Here is an 18,425-nt window from a genome sequence, read left to right as displayed (position 1 = left end):
GCCTTTGCGAGCAGGCTCGCTCCCACAGTTGAACTGCATTTCATTGTGGGAGCGAGCCTGCTCGTGAAGGGCGCTATGCGGTCTTCAGGCCTGCTGTTGCTGCCAATGCGCCTTGAGGTATTCGATGAACATTTTCACTTTGCGCGTGTTGCGCCGGTGGGCCAGGTACAGCACGTAGATCCAAGGCCCGAACGCACTGGGTTCACGCCAGTACTGCGGCATCAACTCGACCAATTCACCCCGCGCCAGATAGGGCGCGGCACTCCATTGCGGGATGAACTGCAGGCCCTGCCCATCGAGCAGACAGGCCAGCAGAAAATCAAAGTTGTCGCTGGCCACCCGCGGCGTCGGTTGTGTCAGCCGAATTCGTTGCTCGCCTTGCTTGACCCACCAGAAATGCCGGTTGAGCAGCGGGTGGCGGAAGATCAGCCAGTCGTGCTGCTGATAGTTCTCCAGTGAAACATCCTCGCCCTTGCGCGCCAGGTAAGCCGGGCTGGCGCAGAGCAACACCTGGTTTTCCACCAGCGGCTGCGCGATCACGCCAGGCAGGTCGATGGGGCCGTCGCGCAGGGCCAGGTCATAGCCACCGTCCACCGGGTCTTCGAAGTTATCGCTCAGGTCCACTTCCAGTTTGACCTGCGGGTACGCGGTCAAAAAGCGACAGCACACCTGGTTCAGAAAAGCCGGCGCGAACGAGGGCGGGGCGGTGATCCGCAGGTCGCCGCGCAGTTCATGCTGCAACTGCTCCACATCCTCGGTGGCCAGTTGCAGTTGCATCAGCGCCTGGCGTGCACCTTCCAGGTAGATGCGACCGGCCTCGGTCAACGCCATGCGCCGGGTGGTGCGGTCGAACAGGCGCGTGCCGAGTTCTTCCTCCAGTTGAGCCACGGCCTTGGTCAGGGCGGACGGGGTCTTGCCGAGCAGGTCGGCGGCGCGGCTGAAATTACCCTGTTCGGCGGTGGCGACGAACATGGTCAGGGCACTCATTTTATCCATTTATCTATTCCTGATAGGCACAGAAGTTGTGCGGGAGCAGGCATTCAGTTGTCGATTCGGCTTGGATATTCTTGGCTACAGCCCAACAAAAATAAAGAGCCACCCATGAAACAGATTCTGACTCTGGCCACGTCGCTTGCTCTGGCCTGTTCCTCAATGGAAAGTATGGCCGCTGTCGATCTCATCCTGCACAACGCCAGGGTGTACACCGCCGAACCTGGCCAGCCCTTGCAGCAGGCCATTGCGGTCGAGAACGGCAAGGTTTCGGCGGTGGGTTCCGATGCCCAGGTGCTGCGGCTCAAACAGCCGGGCACGCGCATCGTCGACCTGGGCGGCAAGGTGCTGATGCCGGGGTTTATCGACTCGCACTCACACACGGTGAAGGGCGGCCTGCAATTGCGTCAGGCCAATCTGGACGGCGAGTTGCTGGCGCTCGACGAGCTGGAAAAGCGCCTGCGTCAGTGGCGCGAAGACGGCAAGGCCAAACGCGGTGACATCCTTAGCGTCGGCGGCTTGCCATCGACTTACTGGAGCCAGGTCGAGGCGCTTGAGCAGCGCTTCAATCAGGGCGAATGGGCAGACACGCCGATTCTCTTTCTGGGCTGGGACCTGCACACGGGGTGGGCCAACCGGGCGATGCTCCAGCGTGCCGGAGTGGATGTCGCGCGGGTCAAGGCGTTGAAGGACGAAGAGCAGGCCACGATCGGGCATCACGACGATGGACGGCCCAATGGCTTCCTGGTCGACGCCGGACTGTATCCGGTGCAGGCCCTGCTGCCACCTCCGACCACCGAGGAATTGATGGCGGGCGCGCGTGCAGCCCTCGACTATTACAAAAGCCTGGGCATCACCGGTTGGATGGACCCCATCGCCAATGAAATTCCCGGTGGCGATGTGAACAATCAGTCGCTGGGGGTGTTGCCGATCTACAAGGCGCTGGCCGAGCGCGACGAGCTGACCGCGCATGTGGCCGCATTGCTGATGGCCGATTCGAAAGCCACACCGGCCGATCTGGATGAACTGGACAAGGTTCGCCAGCAGTTTATCGGCGTGCCCAACCTGACCCTGCCGGGCATCAAGATTTTTGCCGACGGCGTGGCGGAAGTTCCGGCGCAAAGCGCCGCCATGCTGGAGCCCTACAAGGACTCGAAAAAATCCGGCGAATTGCTGATCGACCCGGCGCACTTCGGCGAGCTGGTCAGCGCTGCCGACGCCCGTGGCTGGCTGGTGCACATCCACGCGATTGGCGATCGCGCGGTGCGTGAATCGCTCAACGGCATCGAACAGGCGCGCAAGGATCGGCAAAGCGGGATTCCCCACTCCATCACGCACCTGCAAATGGTCAACCCTAAGGAATTCGCCCGCTTCAAAACCCTCAACGTGATTGCCTCGATGCAGCTGTATTGGGCCATGGCCGATGAGTCGAGCATGGACCTGGTCAAGCCCTATGTCAGCGCCATGGCCTTCATGTATTCGTACCCGGCCCGTTCGCTGCTCAAGAACGGCGCGACCATTGCCGGCGCCAGCGACTGGCCGATCACCACGCCGGATCCGTGGAAGGCGATCTATCAGGCAGTCAGCCGCACCGGCCCCAAAGGCGTGCTCAACGCCGCCGAAGACATCGACCGCCAGACCATGTTCCAGGCCTACACCCTCAACGCCGCCCGCACCCTGCGCCTTGAAGAACAGATCGGTTCGCTCAAGCCGGGCAAACAGGCCGACATGATCGTCCTCGACCGTGATGTCTTCACCGTCAAGTCCGAGGCCCTGCGCGATACCCGGGTGCTGCAGACCTTCTTCGCCGGCCGCGAGATCTTTTCCCTTAAACCCTGATTCCATTCAGGCCGGACACAGTACCTGTGGGAGCGGGCTTGCTCGCGAAAGCGGTGTATCAGGCAATACAGATGTCGACTGACACACCGCCTTCGCGAGCAAGCCCGCTCCCACAGGTTGAATACCCACGCAAAAAAGGAACACCGCTCGTGAAACTGCATTGCTTCGTCACCGACACCCACAACCCACAGATTCGAGGCCAGCAAATCGGCGAAACCTGGGCGGCGCAAATCGGCAAGACGGTGGCGCTCTATCTCGACTTTTTCAATCAGGTGGGCGTGGCGCCCGAACAGGTGCGCGCCCTGGGCGAAGCCAGCCTGCAAGCACTCACCGACTGGAGCCCGAACCTGGCCCAGGAACTGCATGCCACGGCCGAAGGCGCCGGGATTCCCCTGTGGCAACTGGCGAGCCTGAACGCCCGCACGGAAATCCTCGCGGTGATGCCTGCCTCTCTCGAGGGCGAATGCTCGACAGCGGTCTTCGCGCCGGCGGGGGCCGATGCGCCCAGGACCATCCAGACCTGGGACTGGCACGATTCGCTGGTGCCCCACGGCATGCTGCTGCAACTGACAAACCCTTCCGGCATGACCGTCAAGCTGTTCACCGAGTTCGGCATGCTGGGCAAGATCGGCGTGAACAGCGCCGGCCTCGGGCTGCACTTCAACATCCTCCACCACGCCAGTGATAACGCGGTAGCCGGGGTGCCGGTGCACGCCATTGCCCGACGGATCCTGGAGGAGGCGACCAGCGTTGAAGAGGCCATTGCCCTGGCGCGGTCGGCGCGGGTCAGTGCGTCGACCGTCCTGACCGTGTTCTCGATCCGTGATACGGCGCCACGGGCGGCGAGCATTGAAATGTCCGCTGCCGGCATCGCCGTGGTCCTGCCCGGCGAAGACGGCTGGATCACCCACACCAATCACTTCCTTGACCCGGTGCTGAGCCTTGGCGAGCGAACGCCGGATGCATCGACCACCTACGCACGCCTGGCCCATGTCAACGCGGCGCGGGTCGACATGATCCATGGCGACTTGAATCGCCGGGCAGGGGCCATGTGCGGTGACGCCGGGGACGAGGCGCCGATCTGTTTCCATCCGGACCTGAGCCTGCCGGCCACCGAGCGCTGGGAAACCCTGCTGACCATCGGCATCGACAGCGAAAACGCGGTCCTCGAATACGCCGCCGGCAACCCGATGCTGCTGGCCCGCGACGGCTTCCACCGCTTCTGAAACGACGTCCTCCATAACAACAAAAAGAGCACTCGATATGGCTAGTTACGGTCATTCCCCGGCGGGTTCGCAGTCCGCCCTCAGAACCTTCTTCGTCTCCGGCATGGGCACCGCGCTGGAGTTCTATGACTTCGTCATCTACGGCACGGCGGCGGCGCTGGTGTTTCCCAAGGTGTTCTTCCCGCAGATGGACCCGCTGACCGCCACGCTGTTTGCCTTCGGCGCCTTTGGCGCGGGCTTTTTTGCCCGACCGTTGGGCGGCATGGTGTTCGGGCACTATGGTGACAGGATCGGCCGGCAGAAAATGCTGGTGATCACCCTGTTGCTGATGGGCTTGAGTACCTTGTTGATCGGCTGCCTGCCGGGCTATTCGTCGATTGGCTTGGCAGCACCGGCTCTGCTGGTGTTGCTGCGCTTGATACAAGGCTTCGCCGCCGGTGGTGAGTGGGGCGGGGCGGCGCTGTTCGGCATCGAGTCGGCGCCGCCCGGTCGACGAGGGTTGTGGGGCAGTTTCACCAGCATGGGCATCGGCATCGGCGGCATCCTCGGCGCGGCAGTGTTCGGCATTGTCAGTGTCGCCTCCAACGATAATCTCGCCGATTTCGCCTGGCGCATTCCCTTCTGGCTGGGCGGTGTGCTGGTGTTGATCGGGCTCTATGCGCGGCTGCAAAAACCCGTTGAACAGCGCGTCGAACAAAAGGCGCCGGTGCGTATGCCACTGATCGCGGCACTGCGGGCGCGGCCGAAAGAAATGCTGCTGTGCACGGGGATCGCGTTTGGCTACGTGACCATCGCCTACATCGGCAGCACGTTCTTTTTGTCGTACGCCACGCAGATCGGTTACGGCAGCACCGATGCACTGATCTTCGATTTTTCGCTGTCGGTGGCCATCGTGGTGACCGCGCCACTGTTTGCCCTGCTGTCCGACCGGATCGGCCGTCGCAAGGTCATGATCCTCGGTGCGGTCATCATGGCCGTCGGGTTCTTTGCTTTCTTCCCGTTGGTCGGCATGAAAAGCCTGCTGGTATCGACCCTGGCCTACATCGCGGTTGGCGCGTTCATGGGAGCGACACAGGGGCCGATTCCGGCCTTTCTCGCAGAGCAGTTCCCCCGGGAGATGCGCTATTCGGGGATGTCCGCCGCCTACCAGATCGGCGCTGCACTTGGCGGCGGTACGGCGTCGAGCGTGGCCACGGCGATCCTGATTGCCACCCACCACAATGCGGTGGGTGTAGCCGTGTACGGCTCGGTGGCGCTGGCGATTGTGGCGGTCTGCTCGTTCTTCTTGAGGGAGACCGCGCACTTGAGCATGGCGCAGATTGATGAGGTGGCGGGAGAGGGAAGGCATCCGTCGGTAGCTGGTTTAGCTACACGCTCTTGAGATCAAAAGATCGCAGGCCTTGCCAGCTCCTACGGGAAATACAAAACCCTGTAGGAGCTGCCGCAGTCTGCGATCTTTTCTAGTTGTCCAGCCTGAACACCAACGCCTTCAACCCACACTCGACATCCGCATCCGGAAACTCCGGCGGATTCTCCAGCCGCTGCTCAAACCGCAAGCCCGGCGCCTCACGAGTCACGCCATCGATCAGGAAGTCCGCCCCAAACGCCGGGTCGTTCATGCAGGCCAACACCGTGCCTTCAGGGCTGAGCAATTCCGGCAACCGACGCAGCACCCGCTGGTAATCCTTGGTCAGCAAAAAGCTGCCTTTCTGGAACGACGGCGGGTCGATGATCACCAGGTCGTACGGGCCTTTGCCGATGACTTTGCCCCAGGACTTGAACAGGTCATGGCCGAGAAACGTGACCTTGCCCAGGTCGTGGCCGTTGAGCCGGTGGTTGTCGCGGCCACGGCTCAGGGCCGGGCTGGACATGTCGAGGTTGACCACGTGGCTCGCGCCGCCTTCGATGGCCGCCACCGAGAAGCCGCAGGTGTAGGCGAACAGGTTCAGCACCCGCTTGCCCTGTGCATGGGCGCGGACCCAGTCGCGGCCGTAGCGCATGTCGAGGAACAGCCCGGTGTTCTGCTTGCGGCCCAGGTCGACCCGGTACTTCAGGCCACCCTCGGTGATGGTCATTTCTTCGATGACTTCGCCCAGCAGCCATTCGGTGGTGCTTTGCAACAGGTAGCGATGTTGCAGCAACAGCGTATGGGCGCCGGATTGCGCCCACTGATCAGACTGGGTGATTGTCATCAGCACCTGTTTCAAGTCTTCCAGTTGCCCGGCCTCAGGCTCCTTGAACAACGCCACCAACACCACGCCCTGCAACCAGTCCACAGTCACTTGCTCCAGCCCCGGCCAGCAGCGGCCACGGCCGTGGAACAGGCGGCGGGTTTCGGTGGGGGCCGCCGCGAGGGCGGTCAGCAGGTGCTGGTCGAGGGTGGCGAGGGCTTCAGGGTTCATCGTGTCGGGTCGGTGGCGTGGAAAGGGGCGGCATTTAACCATAATTGCGCATCCGGCGGACCACACAAATCCCCCTGTGGGAGCGGGCTTGCTCGCGAAGGCGGTGTGTCAGGCAATACAGATGTCGACTGACACACCGCCTTCGCGAGCAAGCCCGCTCCCACAGGTTTTTCGGTGCTCGTCAGGAGCGAGTTATCACGTTTAATTTAACTTTACGTGAGGATTTGGCGATCTTCCGGCTCTCATACTCGGCCCCAACGAACAACAACACACGGGAGCCGGACATGTCGCAGTCAACTGCCTCACCCAAGGCCAGTCATCCACGCTGGCTACGCCTGACCCACTGGCTCAACGCCCTGGCGGTGCTGGTGATGGTCACCAGCGGTTGGCGTATCTACAACGCCTCGCCCCTCTACGAATTCAGCTTTCCCGCGTCGATCACCCTCGGCGGCTGGCTCGCTGGCGCGCTGCAATGGCATTTCGCGGCGATGTGGTTCCTGGCGATCAACGGTCTGATCTACCTGGCCTTCAACCTGTTCAGCGGGCGCCTGAAGCGGCGTTTCTTCCCGGTGACGCCCAGCGGCGTGCTGCATGACCTGTGGGCCGCCTTGCGCGGAAAACTCGGACACGCCGACCTCAACCATTACAACCAGGTGCAACGCGTCGCCTACCTGTTCGTGATGGTCGACATCACGCTGCTGGTGCTCTCCGGGCTGGTGTTGTGGAAGTCGGTGCAGTTCCCGCTGCTGCGTGAATTGATGTTCGGTTACGAAGGCGCACGCCGTGTGCATTTCTTCGCCATGGCGCTGTTGGTGGCCTTCGTGGCGGTGCATCTGCTGATGGTCGCGCTGGTTCCGAAAACGTTGTTGGCCATGATCGTCGGCCGCAAGGAGCAAGCATGAAAAAGCGCATTCAGATCCCCGGGCTGGACGAATCTTCGATCCTCACCGACGCCCGCAAGATCCTCGCCCCGCAAATCGAAGACCGCTCGCGGCGTTCGTTCCTGCTGCGTGGCCTGACCCTCGGTGGCGTGGCCATGTTGTCCGGTTGCAACATCACCGACAACGAAAGCGTCGACACCGCGCTGTCCTCCATGTCGCGCTTCAACGACCGGGTACAGGGCTGGCTGTTCAACCCCAACGCCATGGCGCCGACCTATCCCGCATCGATGATCACCCGGCCGTTTCCCTTCAATGCCTTTTATGGCATCGACGAGGCACCGACAGTGGAGGAGGAGAGCTATCGCCTGGAGGTCAGCGGCCTGGTCGCCGACAAACGCAGCTGGCGCCTCGAAGAACTGCGTGCCATGGCCCAGACCGAGCAGATCACCCGGCACATTTGCGTCGAAGGCTGGAGCGCGATCGGACGGTGGGGCGGCGTGCGCTTCAGCGATTTCCTCAAGCGCATCGGCGCCGACACCGACGCCAAATACGTCGGCTTCAAATGCGCCGACGACTACTACACCAGCATCGACATGGCCACTGCGCTGCACGCGCAAACCCTGCTCGCGCTGACCTGGGACGGCGCGGTGCTGCCGCGCGAATACGGCTTCCCGATGAAGCTGCGCATGCCCACCAAGCTTGGCTACAAGAACCCCAAACACATTCAGGCGATTTTCGTCAGTAACACCTACAGCGGCGGCTACTGGGAAGACCAGGGCTACAACTGGTTCGGTGGCAGCTGACGAATGCCTGGCCCTTTCACACCTCCACAACCCACGCTCCAAGGAGTTTCATCATGAAAAAGTTGACCACCGTTGTACTGTCCATGTGCCTGGCCGTTGGCGCTGCCTCCGTGTTTGCAGCTGACACGATGAGCAACGACAGCATGAGCAAGGACTCGATGTCCAAGGATGCCATGTCCAAGGATTCGATGAAGAAAGATGCGATGAAAAAGGACGCGATGTCGCAGTAATCCCGAACACCCCGCCCCCTGTAGGAGCGAGCTTGCTCGCGATGGAGTGTCAGCCGATGACGGGCTGACTGATACACCATCGCGAGCAAGCTCGCTCCTACAGTTTTTTCATATGATCCAAAGGGTATGACCTGAAGTCATATCCCCATGACTTTTAATGGTTACAGCCCCGCCAACCCCCGGTGTTAAAAAATCGCAAACCAGCTCATCAACAACAAAAAAGAGCGTTTGCAACCATGACTCATCATCACTGCCGCGTCTTCGCCAGCGATCTGCTGCGCTCTTCGAACCCAGACATCTGCCACGCCAGGCCTCGTGCTGGCGTGCGCTGCTGATCAACCAAAACTCCCTGAAGAGTAACGATTCATGAAAGAACTCGACCTGTACATCGGTGAAGGCTTCGAAGGCCCTGGCGTGAACGCCGCGCACATCAACATCCTGATCGGCCCGCGCAACGGCCCGGCAGGGCAGGCGTTCGCCAATAGCCTGGCGTCGCCAAGCCAGGGTCACTGCCCGTTCATGGTGATCGCTCAGCCGAACATCCCGGTCAAGCCGATGACCCTGTATGTGAACAAGGCCGCGATCGGCAGCGACCTGCACGGCAATGCGACCTGGGGCGCGTCCCAGGCCGGTATCGCCAAGGCCGTTCTGGAAGCGCTGCTCGACGGCACCCTGCCGCCGGAAGCCGAGGACGAGTGGGCCATCGTTACCGCCAACTGGGTCAACCCGGCCTGCGACAACCTCGATGCGGTGTACCTGAACAACTACAACGCCTGCCGCACCGCGATCCGTGCCGCCCTCACCGGCAAGCCGGAAACCGCTCAGCTCAAGGATGTGGTCGATCACATCAGCAACCCTTTCTACACGCCAAAAGCCTGAGGTCCGCGCCATGCAATACATTCGTTTGGGCAACTCCGGCCTCGAAGTCTCCCGCCTGTGCCTGGGCACCATGAACATGGGCACCCCGGACTGGAAACCGTGGATCTTCGATGAGAAGAAAAGCGAACCGATCGTCAAGCACGCGCTGGACAACGGCGTGAACTTCATCGACCTGGCGGACTTCTATTCCGCCGGGGTCGGCGAAGAAGTGGTGGGGCGCATCGTCAAACGCCTGGCCCGGCGCGAAGACCTGGTGATCACCACCAAGGTCGGCTACGGCACTCGCAGCGGTATCAACGCCAGCGGCCACTCGCGCAAGCACATCATGGACAGCATCGATGCTTCGCTCAAACGCCTGGACATGGATTATGTCGACGTCTTCATGTTGCATTACTTCGACGTCAACACCCCGGTCGAAGAAACCATGAGCGCGATGAATGACATCGTGCGTTCCGGCAAGGCCCGCTACATCGGCGTGTCGACCATGCTCACCGGGCAACTGGCAAAAATCCTCATGGCCTGCGAGCGCAATGGCTGGGTCAAGCCGATCAACATGCAGCTGCAATTGAACTGCGCCTACCGTGAAGAAGAGCGCGAGATGATCCCGTTCTGCCGCGACCAGGGCCTCGGTGTGTCGGTGTTCAGCCCGTTGGCCCGTGGCCTGTTGACCGGCGATGCGCAGTCGACCCGCAACCAGACGGACTTCTTCACCCAGCAGATGTACAGCGACGAAGCCTCGTTCGAAATTGCCCATTCGGTGCAACGTGTAGCCCGCGCCCGTGGCGTGTCCAACGCGCAGATCGCCCAGGCGTGGGTGGCCAACCACCCGGGCGTGGATTGCATGCTGGTCGGCGCCGACACCACCGAACAGTTCGACAGTGCCCTGGCGGCTCTGGAGACCAGGCTCGACGCCGAGGAACTGCATGAACTGGAGCGCAACTACACGCCGTGCGACGTGATCAACGATTACACCGCCGGCAAGCGCATCCTGCGTACCGCCCGTCCGGGGCAGGAGCGCTTCCACCTGACCGAGGCCGTGGCATGAGCGCGTTGATTCGTCACGGCAATTTCATCGATGGCCAATGGTCCATCGGCGGGCAGACTTACCCGGTGCTGAACCCGGCCAACGGCGAGCTGATCGCCGAGGTGCAAAAGGCCGGCGCTGAAGAGACCCGGTTGGCCATCGAGGCGGCCAGCCGCGCCTTGCCGGCGTGGCGCAAGTTGACCGCCAAGGAACGCAGCCAGCGCCTCAAGCGCTGGAGCGACTTGATGCTGTGCAACCAGAAGGAACTGGCCACGCTGCTCAGCCGCGAACAGGGCAAGCCGTTGGCCGAAGCCATGGGCGAAGTGGTCTACGCTGCGAGCTTCCTGGAGTGGTTCGCGGAAGAAGCCAAGCGTGCCTACGGCGACGTGATCCCGAGCCACAAGGCCGATGCGCGGATCATTGTGGTCAAGGAGGCCATAGGCGTCGTCGCGGCGATCACCCCGTGGAATTTCCCCCTGGCCATGGTCACCCGCAAGGTCGGTCCGGCGCTGGCCGCCGGTTGCACCATGATCCTCAAGCCCTCGGAAGAAACCCCGCTGTCGGCCTTCGCCCTGGCGGTGCTGGCCGAGCAGGCCGGGATTCCGGCCGGTGTGTTCAACATCGTTTCCGGTGATGCCGTGGCGATCGGTGGCGCGCTGCAAGCGTCGAGCATCGTGCGCAAGCTGTCGTTCACCGGCTCGACCCGCACCGGCAAATTGCTGATGCGCCAGGCCGCCGACACTTTGAAAAAGGTCTCGCTGGAACTGGGTGGCAACGCGCCGTTCATTGTGTTCGACGACGCTGATCTGGACGCGGCGGTCAAAGGCGCGATGGCTTCGAAATTCCGTAATACCGGGCAGACCTGCGTTTGCGTGAACCGCTTCTTCATTCAGGACGGCGTGTACGAAGCCTTCACCGGCAAACTCGCCGAAGCCGTTGCAGCCATGCGCGTCGGCAGTGCATTGGACGGTGAAACCGAACAAGGCCCGCTGATCAATGGCGCCGCACTGGCCAAGGTCGAGCTGCACGTGAGCGATGCGGTGGAGAAGGGCGCCAAGGTCCTGTGCGGCGGTCGTCGTCATGCCTTGGGCGGTACGTTCTACGAGCCGACGATTCTTGCCGAAGCCAGCAGCGACATGCTGATCGCCCAGGATGAAACCTTCGGACCGGTGGCTGCCTGCTTCCGTTTCAAGGATGAAGCCGAGGTGTTGCAAAAGGCCAACGACACGCCATTCGGTTTGTCCGCCTACTTCTACAGCCGCGACATCGGCCGCGTCTGGCGCATGGCCGAAGGCCTGGAAGCCGGCATGGTCGGGATCAACGAAGGGATCATTTCCACGGAAGTGGCGCCGTTCGGCGGCATCAAGGAATCGGGCCTGGGTCGCGAGGGTTCGAAGTACGGTCTGGATGACTACCTGGAAATCAAATACCTGTTGATGGGCGGTTTGTAATCCCCCCGGCACCCTTGTGTAGGAGCGAGCTTGCTCGCGATGGACGTCAACGATATCGCGGGGAGCCTGACACCACGCGGAGTTCTCAAGTCCATCGCGAGCAGGCTCGCTCCTACAGGAGTTACACGCTTCATTTCTCCGTCAATAACAACAATTGGAGATTTACATGTCCGTAACACCGGTAAAAATCGACGACCTGCCCATCGGCCGCTTTCATATCAAGATCGCCGGCCTGACGTTTGGCGCACACTTCACCGACGGCTATATCCTCGGCCTGATCGGTATCGCATTCACCTTGCTGAGCCCGCAGATGCAGCTGGATGCATTCTGGCAGGGCCTGATCGGCGCTTCGGCCCTGATGGGCCTGTTTCTCGGCAGCCTGTTCTTCGGCTGGATTTCCGACAAGGTCGGCCGGCAGAAAATCTTCCTGGTCAGCTTCGTGCTGATCACTCTCGCCTCGGTCATGCAGTTCTACGTCGAGTCGGCCATGGCGCTGTTCCTGTGCCGGGTGCTGATCGGCATCGGCCTGGGCGGTGACTTCAGTGTCGGCCACGCCATGCTCGCCGAGTTCGCACCAAGAAAGCACCGTGGCGTGTTGCTCGGTTCGTTCAGCGTGATCTGGACCTTCGGCTATGTCGCCGCGACTTTCGTCGGCACCGCCATGCTCAGCCTCGGCGACGACGCCTGGCGCTGGATGCTGGCCTCGTCGGCGATCCCCGCGGCGTTGATCCTGATCGCCCGTATCGGCACCCCGGAATCGCCGCGCTGGCTGGTCAATCAGGGCCGCATCGCCGAGGCCCGGGCCATAGTCAGGAAACACCTGGGCGAGCACGTCGAACTCGACGAAACCCCGTCCACCGAAACCCGTTCCGGCTACGCGGTGCTGTTCAGTCGTGAATACCGCAAGCGCACGGCGTTCAACTGCCTGTTCTTCGTGTGCATCGTGATGCCGTACTTCGCCATCTACACCTTCCTGCCGTCGATCCTGCAGAAGATGGGCCTGGCCGAGGGCTTCGGCACCGAACTGATGTTGAACATGCTGCTGATTCTCGGCGCACTGATCGGCATCTGGTGCACCATCAAATTCACCCGGCGCGGGTTCCTGATCAACTCGTTCATCATTCTGGCGCTGGCGTTGTTCCTGCTGGCGGTATTGCCGGGTAGCGCGGCGTGGCTGATGGTGCTGGTGTTCGGCGTGTTCACCCTGGTGCTGTCGGCGGTGAGCAACCTGGTGGGTGTGTTCCCGGCCGAGAGCTTCCCGACTGAAGTGCGCGCCAGCGGTATCGGCCTGGCCACGGCGGTGAGTCGCCTGGGTTCGGCGATCAGCACCTTCCTGTTGCCGGTGAGCGTAGCGGGGATTGGCTTGAGCCCGACCATGGGCATTCTCGCGGCGATTCTGGCGCTGGGTGCCTTGCTGTCCTGGGCCTGGGCGCCGGAGACCAAATCCCTGACCTTGAGCCAGGCGTGCAAGGCGCAGAGCCCGGTGGAAGCTGGTGCTGCGGTGGCAGTGAAAGTGGCTGCCACGGTTTGAAGAACGCCACCGTCCCCCTGTAAGAGCGAGCCTGCTCGCGATGGTCGTGAACGATAACGCGAGGAGCCTGATACCCCGCGGTGTTCTTTGGTCCATCGCGAGCAGGCTCGCTCCTACAAGGGATCTTGGTGTGTCAGGGATTGCTGACCAGTTCCAGCCACTGCGTGAACATCCGCACCTTCGACAAACCCTGTTTGTCATTCGCCACATCCAGCCAATAGCCATACGGCCCGACCACTTCCACCGGGGTGATCGACACCAGGCTGCCATTGGCCAGTTCCTTTTCGATCATCTGCCGGTCGATCACCGCCAGCCCGCCGCCCGCCAGCGCGGTGTGGATCACCTGGTCCAGGGTGCTGAACTCCAGCCCTTGCCCGGCATCGACATCCTCCCGGCCCATGGCCGCCAGCCAGTTCTCCCAGACCTTCAGGCGCTTGCCGTCGTGCAGGATGTGCAGCAATGGAAATTGCCGCAGGTCCGGTGGCTGCTCGCCATTGAACAACTCCGGACTGGCCACGGCGATGTGCCGCTCCATCACCAGTAAGCGACTGCTGCAATGGCTGGCGGCTTCGAGGCCGAAGCGGATATGGCAGTCGATTTCCGCAAGACTCTCGTGGCCCATCTGGTTGGTCACGCTCAGACTGATATCGGGGTAGCGCTGAACGAAGGCGCGCAGGTGAGCGGAAAGCCAGCGCGTGGCCCAGGTCGGCGGCGCGACGATGCGCAGGCGTTGGCGCAGATTGGGCACGCGCACCGCTTGCAGGGCGCGCTCGATGTGGTCGAAGGCTTGCGCCAGGTGCGGGGAGAGGGCGGTGCCGGTTTCGGTCAGGGTCAGGCCCTGGGGCGTGCGGACGAACAGCGCCACGCCAAGGTAGTCTTCCAGCTGTTTGATCTGCCGGCTGACGGCGCCCTGGGTGACGCTCAGTTCCAGGGCTGCCTGGCTGAAACTGCGATGCCGCGCGACCTCTTCGAAGACGCGCAGCATGTTGAGCGAGGGCAGTTGACGCATGGGAGGGGGCTCATTTCTGATGTGTTTTGTAGCGTCTATCTGACTATTGGCAACGAGCCGATGCAAGTGTTGTTTGGGCTGACGCCATCGCGGGCAAGCCCGCTCCCACAGGTTCTTTGGTGTGCACGGATTTTTTAGTACGACGCGGACATTGTGGGAGCGGGCTTGCCCGCGAAGGCGTCCTCATGGACGCCAAAACCTCCGGATCAGAAGTAATACCCGATGTTCATGTACAACTGGTTTTCCCACTGATCTGTACCGCCAGCCCCCAGGCTCTGGGTATAGCTGCTGCCACCAATGTACGGATCGTTCTTGCCGAAGATCCATTCCGTGGCGATCCACAATTTGCTGAACGAGAACGAGGTACCGAGGATCGCCCGCTCGGAGGTCTTGAAGTCATCGGCGGATTTGTCGAAGGCGCTGTAGTTGGCGTAGAGCTTGACCCCGCTGATCTGGTCGAACAGGTACTTGCCGGCCACGTCATAGCTGAGGTCCGCCACGTACAGGTTGCCGCGGCTGGCGACGTTGTAGGTGCCGTCGTAACCGCCGAAAGTCACCAGTTCATCGGTACCGGGGTTGCGTGGAGACATCTGCTGGCGCGCTGCCTGCAACTGCACGCCCCAGGGGCCGTTTTTGCCCAGGTAGTGCAGCGCGACGGCATTGCGCCGGCCGTCATTGTCGGTGTCGCGGTTTTGAATGCTCGACGTCAGGCCGGACAGGCCGACCTCGGATTTCCATGGCCCCAGGTCCAGCGCCCTGGCCACGCGCAGCACCACGGTGTGGCGTTCCTGGTTGTCGCTGCCGTCGGTCACGTAGCTGTCGGCTTCCGATACCACGCTGGAGTAGGTGACGCCATTGCTGGTGCCTTTGCCTTGCCAGGCCGGACGCAGGTAGTAACCGGCCTGGACGTTCCAGTCGCCGCTTTGCTGGATGTACTTGGCGCCGACCTGCTGCACGTCTTCCAGGCCGATGACGTTGCCCAGGGTTTCGTAGAAGGTGCTGCCGAAGTACGGCTGCAATCCGAACGGCACCGAGTTCAGGCCGACTTGCACCTGCTGGTCGGGGTTGAACCTGTAGCCGGCCCACGCGTACTTGGCGAACTGGATATCGCCATAGTTCCTGGTGTACTGGTACGGATAGGAACGGCCGTAGAAACGGTACTGGGCCTCACCGATCCAGGTGTCGGAGTTGTACTTGGCGCTGAGGAATACGGTGTCCAGGCCGAATTTCTGGATGTCGCGATCCGGGTCGTAGTCCCAACGGGCCCGCACCGCGCCGCCAAGGTCCAGGTTGTCGGTGACTTGCACGGCCATGGCAGGGGCCGCAAAGGTGCAGAGTAGAGCGAGGTACAAAGGACTCAAGCGCAGGGAAACAGGGAAGGGCATGTGGCAGCTCTCGGTTATTTTTATTTGAGATGCCGGCCAGTCTTGCGATCTGAGCTGCGATGAACAAACGATTAAAAATCCACTGAAACCTTCCTCGAACGCATGTTACTGAAAAAATCCTGTAGGACAATGTATCGCCGTCATGGGATCCTTGCGCCCTGTCACTGGTCCTTGAGAGCCTTTCATGAAACGCAAAATGCCCGGCCTGAATGCGCTCAAAGCGTTCGAAGTGGCCGGTAGCACAGGCAGCTTCACCCGTGCCGCCGAACTGCTCAACGTCACCCAGAGCGCGGTCAGTCGCCAGGTGCGGCAGCTGGAAGAGCAACTGGGCGAAAACCTGCTGGAGCGCCGTCACCATCACCTCGAACTGACCAGCGCCGGCCGGGTACTGTTGCGGGCGCTGCACCAGTCGTTCGACAAGATCGAGCTGACGGTGCGCAGCATCCAGCAGAAAACTCATTCCAACCGCCTGCACATCAACGCGCCGCCGACCTTCACCAGCCGCTGGTTGATGCCGCGACTGGGGCGCTTGCGCGAGCAGCATCCGGAGTTGGAATTGAGCATCACCACGCGCTTGCAGGACAGCCTGGCGGAGACCAGCACACTGGATTGTGCGATCCGTTTCGGCGATGGCGAATGGGACGGGCTGGACAGTTCGCTGCTGATACAGGAGCGGCATATTGCGGTGTGCGCGCCGTCCCTGTATGCGCGGGAGTGGGGCGAGCAGGGCCTGGACCTCAATCGCCTGACGCTGCTGCATGTGCTGGCCCGGGAAGACCAGCGCTACCTGACCTGGAAACACTGGCTGGACGCGGCGCGCATCAGCGGTGTCGACACCCAGGGCGGTTATGAATTCGACCTGCTGGACCTGGCGATCCAGGCTGCCACCGATGGCCTGGGGATCACCATTGCCGACTGGCACATGGTTGCCTCGGAACTGGCCAGCGGGCAGTTGACCCAGGTGCTGAATGTGCACGTCGACGGGCATCAATCCTACTGGCTGGTGACCCGGCCGGAGCAGACCGAGATGCCGCAGTTGCAGGTCTTCAGCCAGTGGCTGCAGGAGGAAGTCTGGTTGGCGCAAAGGCAGTTGGAGCCCTCTACCGCTGCTTCCTGAAACACCACGCCCCCCCGTAGGAGCGAGCTTGCTCGCTCCTACAGGGGATCACACCGTTCACAGGGGTAACCTGCATTTTTCGAATGTTTCGTCGCTCAATAAATCGTTTGTTCAACCCGGTCTGCATGACAAGACTGGCGGTATTGAAAAAAACAACGATGGGCGATTCACATGCGACTCGAGCGAAATTTTGTTAACGGTCACTTCATTGAACCGGTCAGCGATGCGCTGATCGCGGTCTACAACCCCGCGACCGAAGCGCTGCTGGGCCACGTCTCGGCGGCTACGGCCGATGAAGCCACGGCGGCGGTCGAAGTGGCCCAGGCAGCACAAAAAGTATGGGGCAAGTTCACCAGCATTGAACGCGCCGATTACTTGCGCGCCTTCGCCGATGCCCTGGAAGCCTGCGCCGAGAACATTGGTGAGGCCCTGGCCGCCGAGTCCGGCAAAAGCGTGAGCGATGCCAGCAACGAAGCCCGTTACGCTGCGCAGATCACCCGTTATCACGCCGAATGGGCGCGCCGCATCGAAGGCGAGATCATTCCCAGCGACACACCGAACGAAAACCTCTTTCTGCATCGCGAGCCGATTGGCGTGGTCGCCTGCCTGATCCCGTTCAATTACCCGGTCTACACCTTGCTGCGCAAAATCGCTCCGGCGCTGATCGCCGGCAACACGGTGGTCGTACGCCCGAGCAACAACACGCCGACCTCGGCCTTCGAAATCGCCAAGGCTGTACAGCAATCCGGCATGCCGGCGGGCGTGATCAATATCCTGACCATGGATCACGCCACCGCCGCCACGGTTTGCACCCACAAAGCCGTGGGCCTGATCACCCTCACCGGCAGCGTCAATGCCGGGCGCATTGTGCTCGATTATTGCAAGGCCAACATCGCCAAGCCGTCCCTGGAACTGGGCGGCAAGACCCCTGCGATCATCGAGGCCGACGCCGACCTCGAAGCCGCCGCCAGTGCGATCGTCGCCTCCAAGACCACCCACTGTGGCCAGTTGTGCACGGCGGTGGAGCGGGTCTATGTGCAGGAAAGGGTCTACGACCAATTCCTCGGCCTGCTGAAAGAGAAAATCAGCGCCGTGAAATTCGGCGACCGCGCCACCGACGCCAGCCTGATGGGGCCATTGGTCAACGCCAGCTCGCAACAGAACATCCACGCCATGGTCGAGCGCGCCATCGCCGACGGCGCGGTGCTGGAAACCGGCGGCGTACTGCCTGAGGGCAAAGGCCATTTTTACCCGCCAACCCTGCTCAGTGGCTGTCGCCAGGGCATGGAAATCATCCAGGAAGAAATCTTCGGCCCGGTGCTGCCGGTGCTCAAGTACCGCGACATCGACGAAGCCCTGGCCATGGCCAACGACCACCAGTTCGGCCTGTCGTCGGTGCTGTACACCGAGAACTACCGTACCGCGCAGAAAGTCGCCAACGCCATCGAGGCCGGCGAGTTGTACGTCAATCGCACCCCGGCCGACCCGTACCAGGGCTTCCACGCCGGCTGGAAGCGCTCGGGCCTGGGTGGTGATGACGGCAAGCACGGCATGCTCGAATTCACCCAGACCCGTCTGGTGGTCATGAAGTACTGATTTACCCGGAGCACCCCTCTCGCTTATGTGGGAGCGGGCTTGCTCGCGAAAGCGACCTTTCA

General features: G+C 61.9%; 15 protein-coding genes and 1 pseudogene. 12 read left to right on the top strand and 4 right to left on the bottom strand.

Translation table 11 applies throughout. The annotated features are described in order from the left end of the window. Positions 1–84 precede the first annotated feature (84 nt). Entirely contained in the window at positions 85–996 is a 912-nt protein-coding gene (locus ACXX83_RS13905; protein ID WP_458548818.1) for a LysR family transcriptional regulator, read from the bottom strand. 105 nt (positions 997–1,101) lie between these two features. On the opposite strand from ACXX83_RS13905, the gene ACXX83_RS13900 reads away from it, so the two are divergent. From ACXX83_RS13900 to ACXX83_RS13890, 3 genes are all read left to right on the top strand, one after another. Further along, entirely contained in the window at positions 1,102–2,829 is a 1,728-nt protein-coding gene (locus ACXX83_RS13900) for an amidohydrolase (RefSeq protein ID WP_015094476.1), read from the top strand. Positions 2,830–2,978: 149 nt separating this feature from the next. Further along, positions 2,979–4,055 (top strand): C45 family autoproteolytic acyltransferase/hydrolase, encoded by a 1,077-nt coding sequence (locus ACXX83_RS13895; protein ID WP_458548816.1) that lies wholly within the window; start codon positions 2,979–2,981, stop codon positions 4,053–4,055. 37 nt (positions 4,056–4,092) lie between these two features. After that, positions 4,093–5,436: an MFS transporter gene (locus tag ACXX83_RS13890; RefSeq protein WP_015094478.1), complete on the top strand. Its 1,344-nt coding sequence runs from the start codon at positions 4,093–4,095 to the stop codon at positions 5,434–5,436. A 79-nt stretch (positions 5,437–5,515) separates the two neighbouring features. Here the strand turns inward: ACXX83_RS13890 and ACXX83_RS13885 are convergent, their stop codons facing one another. Next, entirely contained in the window at positions 5,516–6,457 is a 942-nt protein-coding gene (locus ACXX83_RS13885) for a class I SAM-dependent methyltransferase (protein ID WP_458548814.1), read from the bottom strand. 284 nt (positions 6,458–6,741) lie between these two features. Here ACXX83_RS13885 and ACXX83_RS13880 point away from each other — a divergent pair, with 284 nt between their 5' ends. The 7 genes and pseudogenes from ACXX83_RS13880 to ACXX83_RS13850 all read left to right on the top strand — a co-directional run bounded on the left by ACXX83_RS13880 (position 6,742) and on the right by ACXX83_RS13850 (position 13,256). Beyond that, positions 6,742–7,359, top strand: coding sequence for a cytochrome b/b6 domain-containing protein (locus tag ACXX83_RS13880; protein WP_458548813.1), 618 nt, complete (start codon positions 6,742–6,744; stop codon positions 7,357–7,359). Next, complete coding sequence (locus ACXX83_RS13875; protein WP_102701954.1) at positions 7,356–8,141, top strand: molybdopterin-dependent oxidoreductase; 786 nt, start codon at positions 7,356–7,358, stop codon at positions 8,139–8,141. Before ACXX83_RS13880 ends, ACXX83_RS13875 begins: the two co-directional genes overlap by 4 nt. A 53-nt stretch (positions 8,142–8,194) precedes the next feature. After that, positions 8,195–8,368 (top strand): annotated as a pseudogene (locus ACXX83_RS13870) (pentapeptide MXKDX repeat protein); the annotation flags it as partial. Between the two features lie 369 nt (positions 8,369–8,737). Continuing rightward, complete coding sequence (fae, locus tag ACXX83_RS13865; protein WP_429517195.1) at positions 8,738–9,250, top strand: formaldehyde-activating enzyme; 513 nt, start codon at positions 8,738–8,740, stop codon at positions 9,248–9,250. Positions 9,251–9,260: 10 nt separating this feature from the next. After that, positions 9,261–10,295: an aldo/keto reductase gene (locus ACXX83_RS13860; RefSeq protein WP_458548811.1), complete on the top strand. Its 1,035-nt coding sequence runs from the start codon at positions 9,261–9,263 to the stop codon at positions 10,293–10,295. Continuing rightward, positions 10,292–11,725 (top strand): NAD-dependent succinate-semialdehyde dehydrogenase, encoded by a 1,434-nt coding sequence (locus ACXX83_RS13855; RefSeq protein ID WP_458548810.1) that lies wholly within the window; start codon positions 10,292–10,294, stop codon positions 11,723–11,725. The genes ACXX83_RS13860 and ACXX83_RS13855 overlap by 4 nt, the downstream gene beginning before the upstream one ends. A 166-nt stretch (positions 11,726–11,891) precedes the next feature. Then, complete coding sequence (locus ACXX83_RS13850) at positions 11,892–13,256, top strand: MFS transporter (RefSeq protein WP_458548808.1); 1,365 nt, start codon at positions 11,892–11,894, stop codon at positions 13,254–13,256. A gap of 133 nt (positions 13,257–13,389) precedes the next feature. Here the strand turns inward: ACXX83_RS13850 and ACXX83_RS13845 are convergent, their stop codons facing one another. Beyond that, positions 13,390–14,265, bottom strand: a complete 876-nt coding sequence (locus ACXX83_RS13845; protein ID WP_458548806.1) for a LysR substrate-binding domain-containing protein — start codon at positions 14,263–14,265, stop codon at positions 13,390–13,392. A 206-nt stretch (positions 14,266–14,471) separates the two neighbouring features. Then, positions 14,472–15,650: a hypothetical protein gene (locus ACXX83_RS13840; protein ID WP_458548805.1), complete on the bottom strand. Its 1,179-nt coding sequence runs from the start codon at positions 15,648–15,650 to the stop codon at positions 14,472–14,474. A gap of 184 nt (positions 15,651–15,834) precedes the next feature. Here ACXX83_RS13840 and ACXX83_RS13835 point away from each other — a divergent pair, with 184 nt between their 5' ends. Together ACXX83_RS13835 and aldA are read left to right on the top strand one after the other, a co-directional pair. Next, positions 15,835–16,767 (top strand): LysR substrate-binding domain-containing protein, encoded by a 933-nt coding sequence (locus ACXX83_RS13835; protein ID WP_126046298.1) that lies wholly within the window; start codon positions 15,835–15,837, stop codon positions 16,765–16,767. A gap of 171 nt (positions 16,768–16,938) precedes the next feature. Next, positions 16,939–18,363, top strand: a complete 1,425-nt coding sequence (gene aldA, locus ACXX83_RS13830; protein ID WP_458548803.1) for an aldehyde dehydrogenase — start codon at positions 16,939–16,941, stop codon at positions 18,361–18,363. Positions 18,364–18,425 lie beyond the last annotated feature (62 nt).

It is taken from the genome of Pseudomonas sp. GNP012 (assembly GCF_054343835.1).
This window is presented reverse-complemented; position numbering and strand designations above follow the sequence as displayed.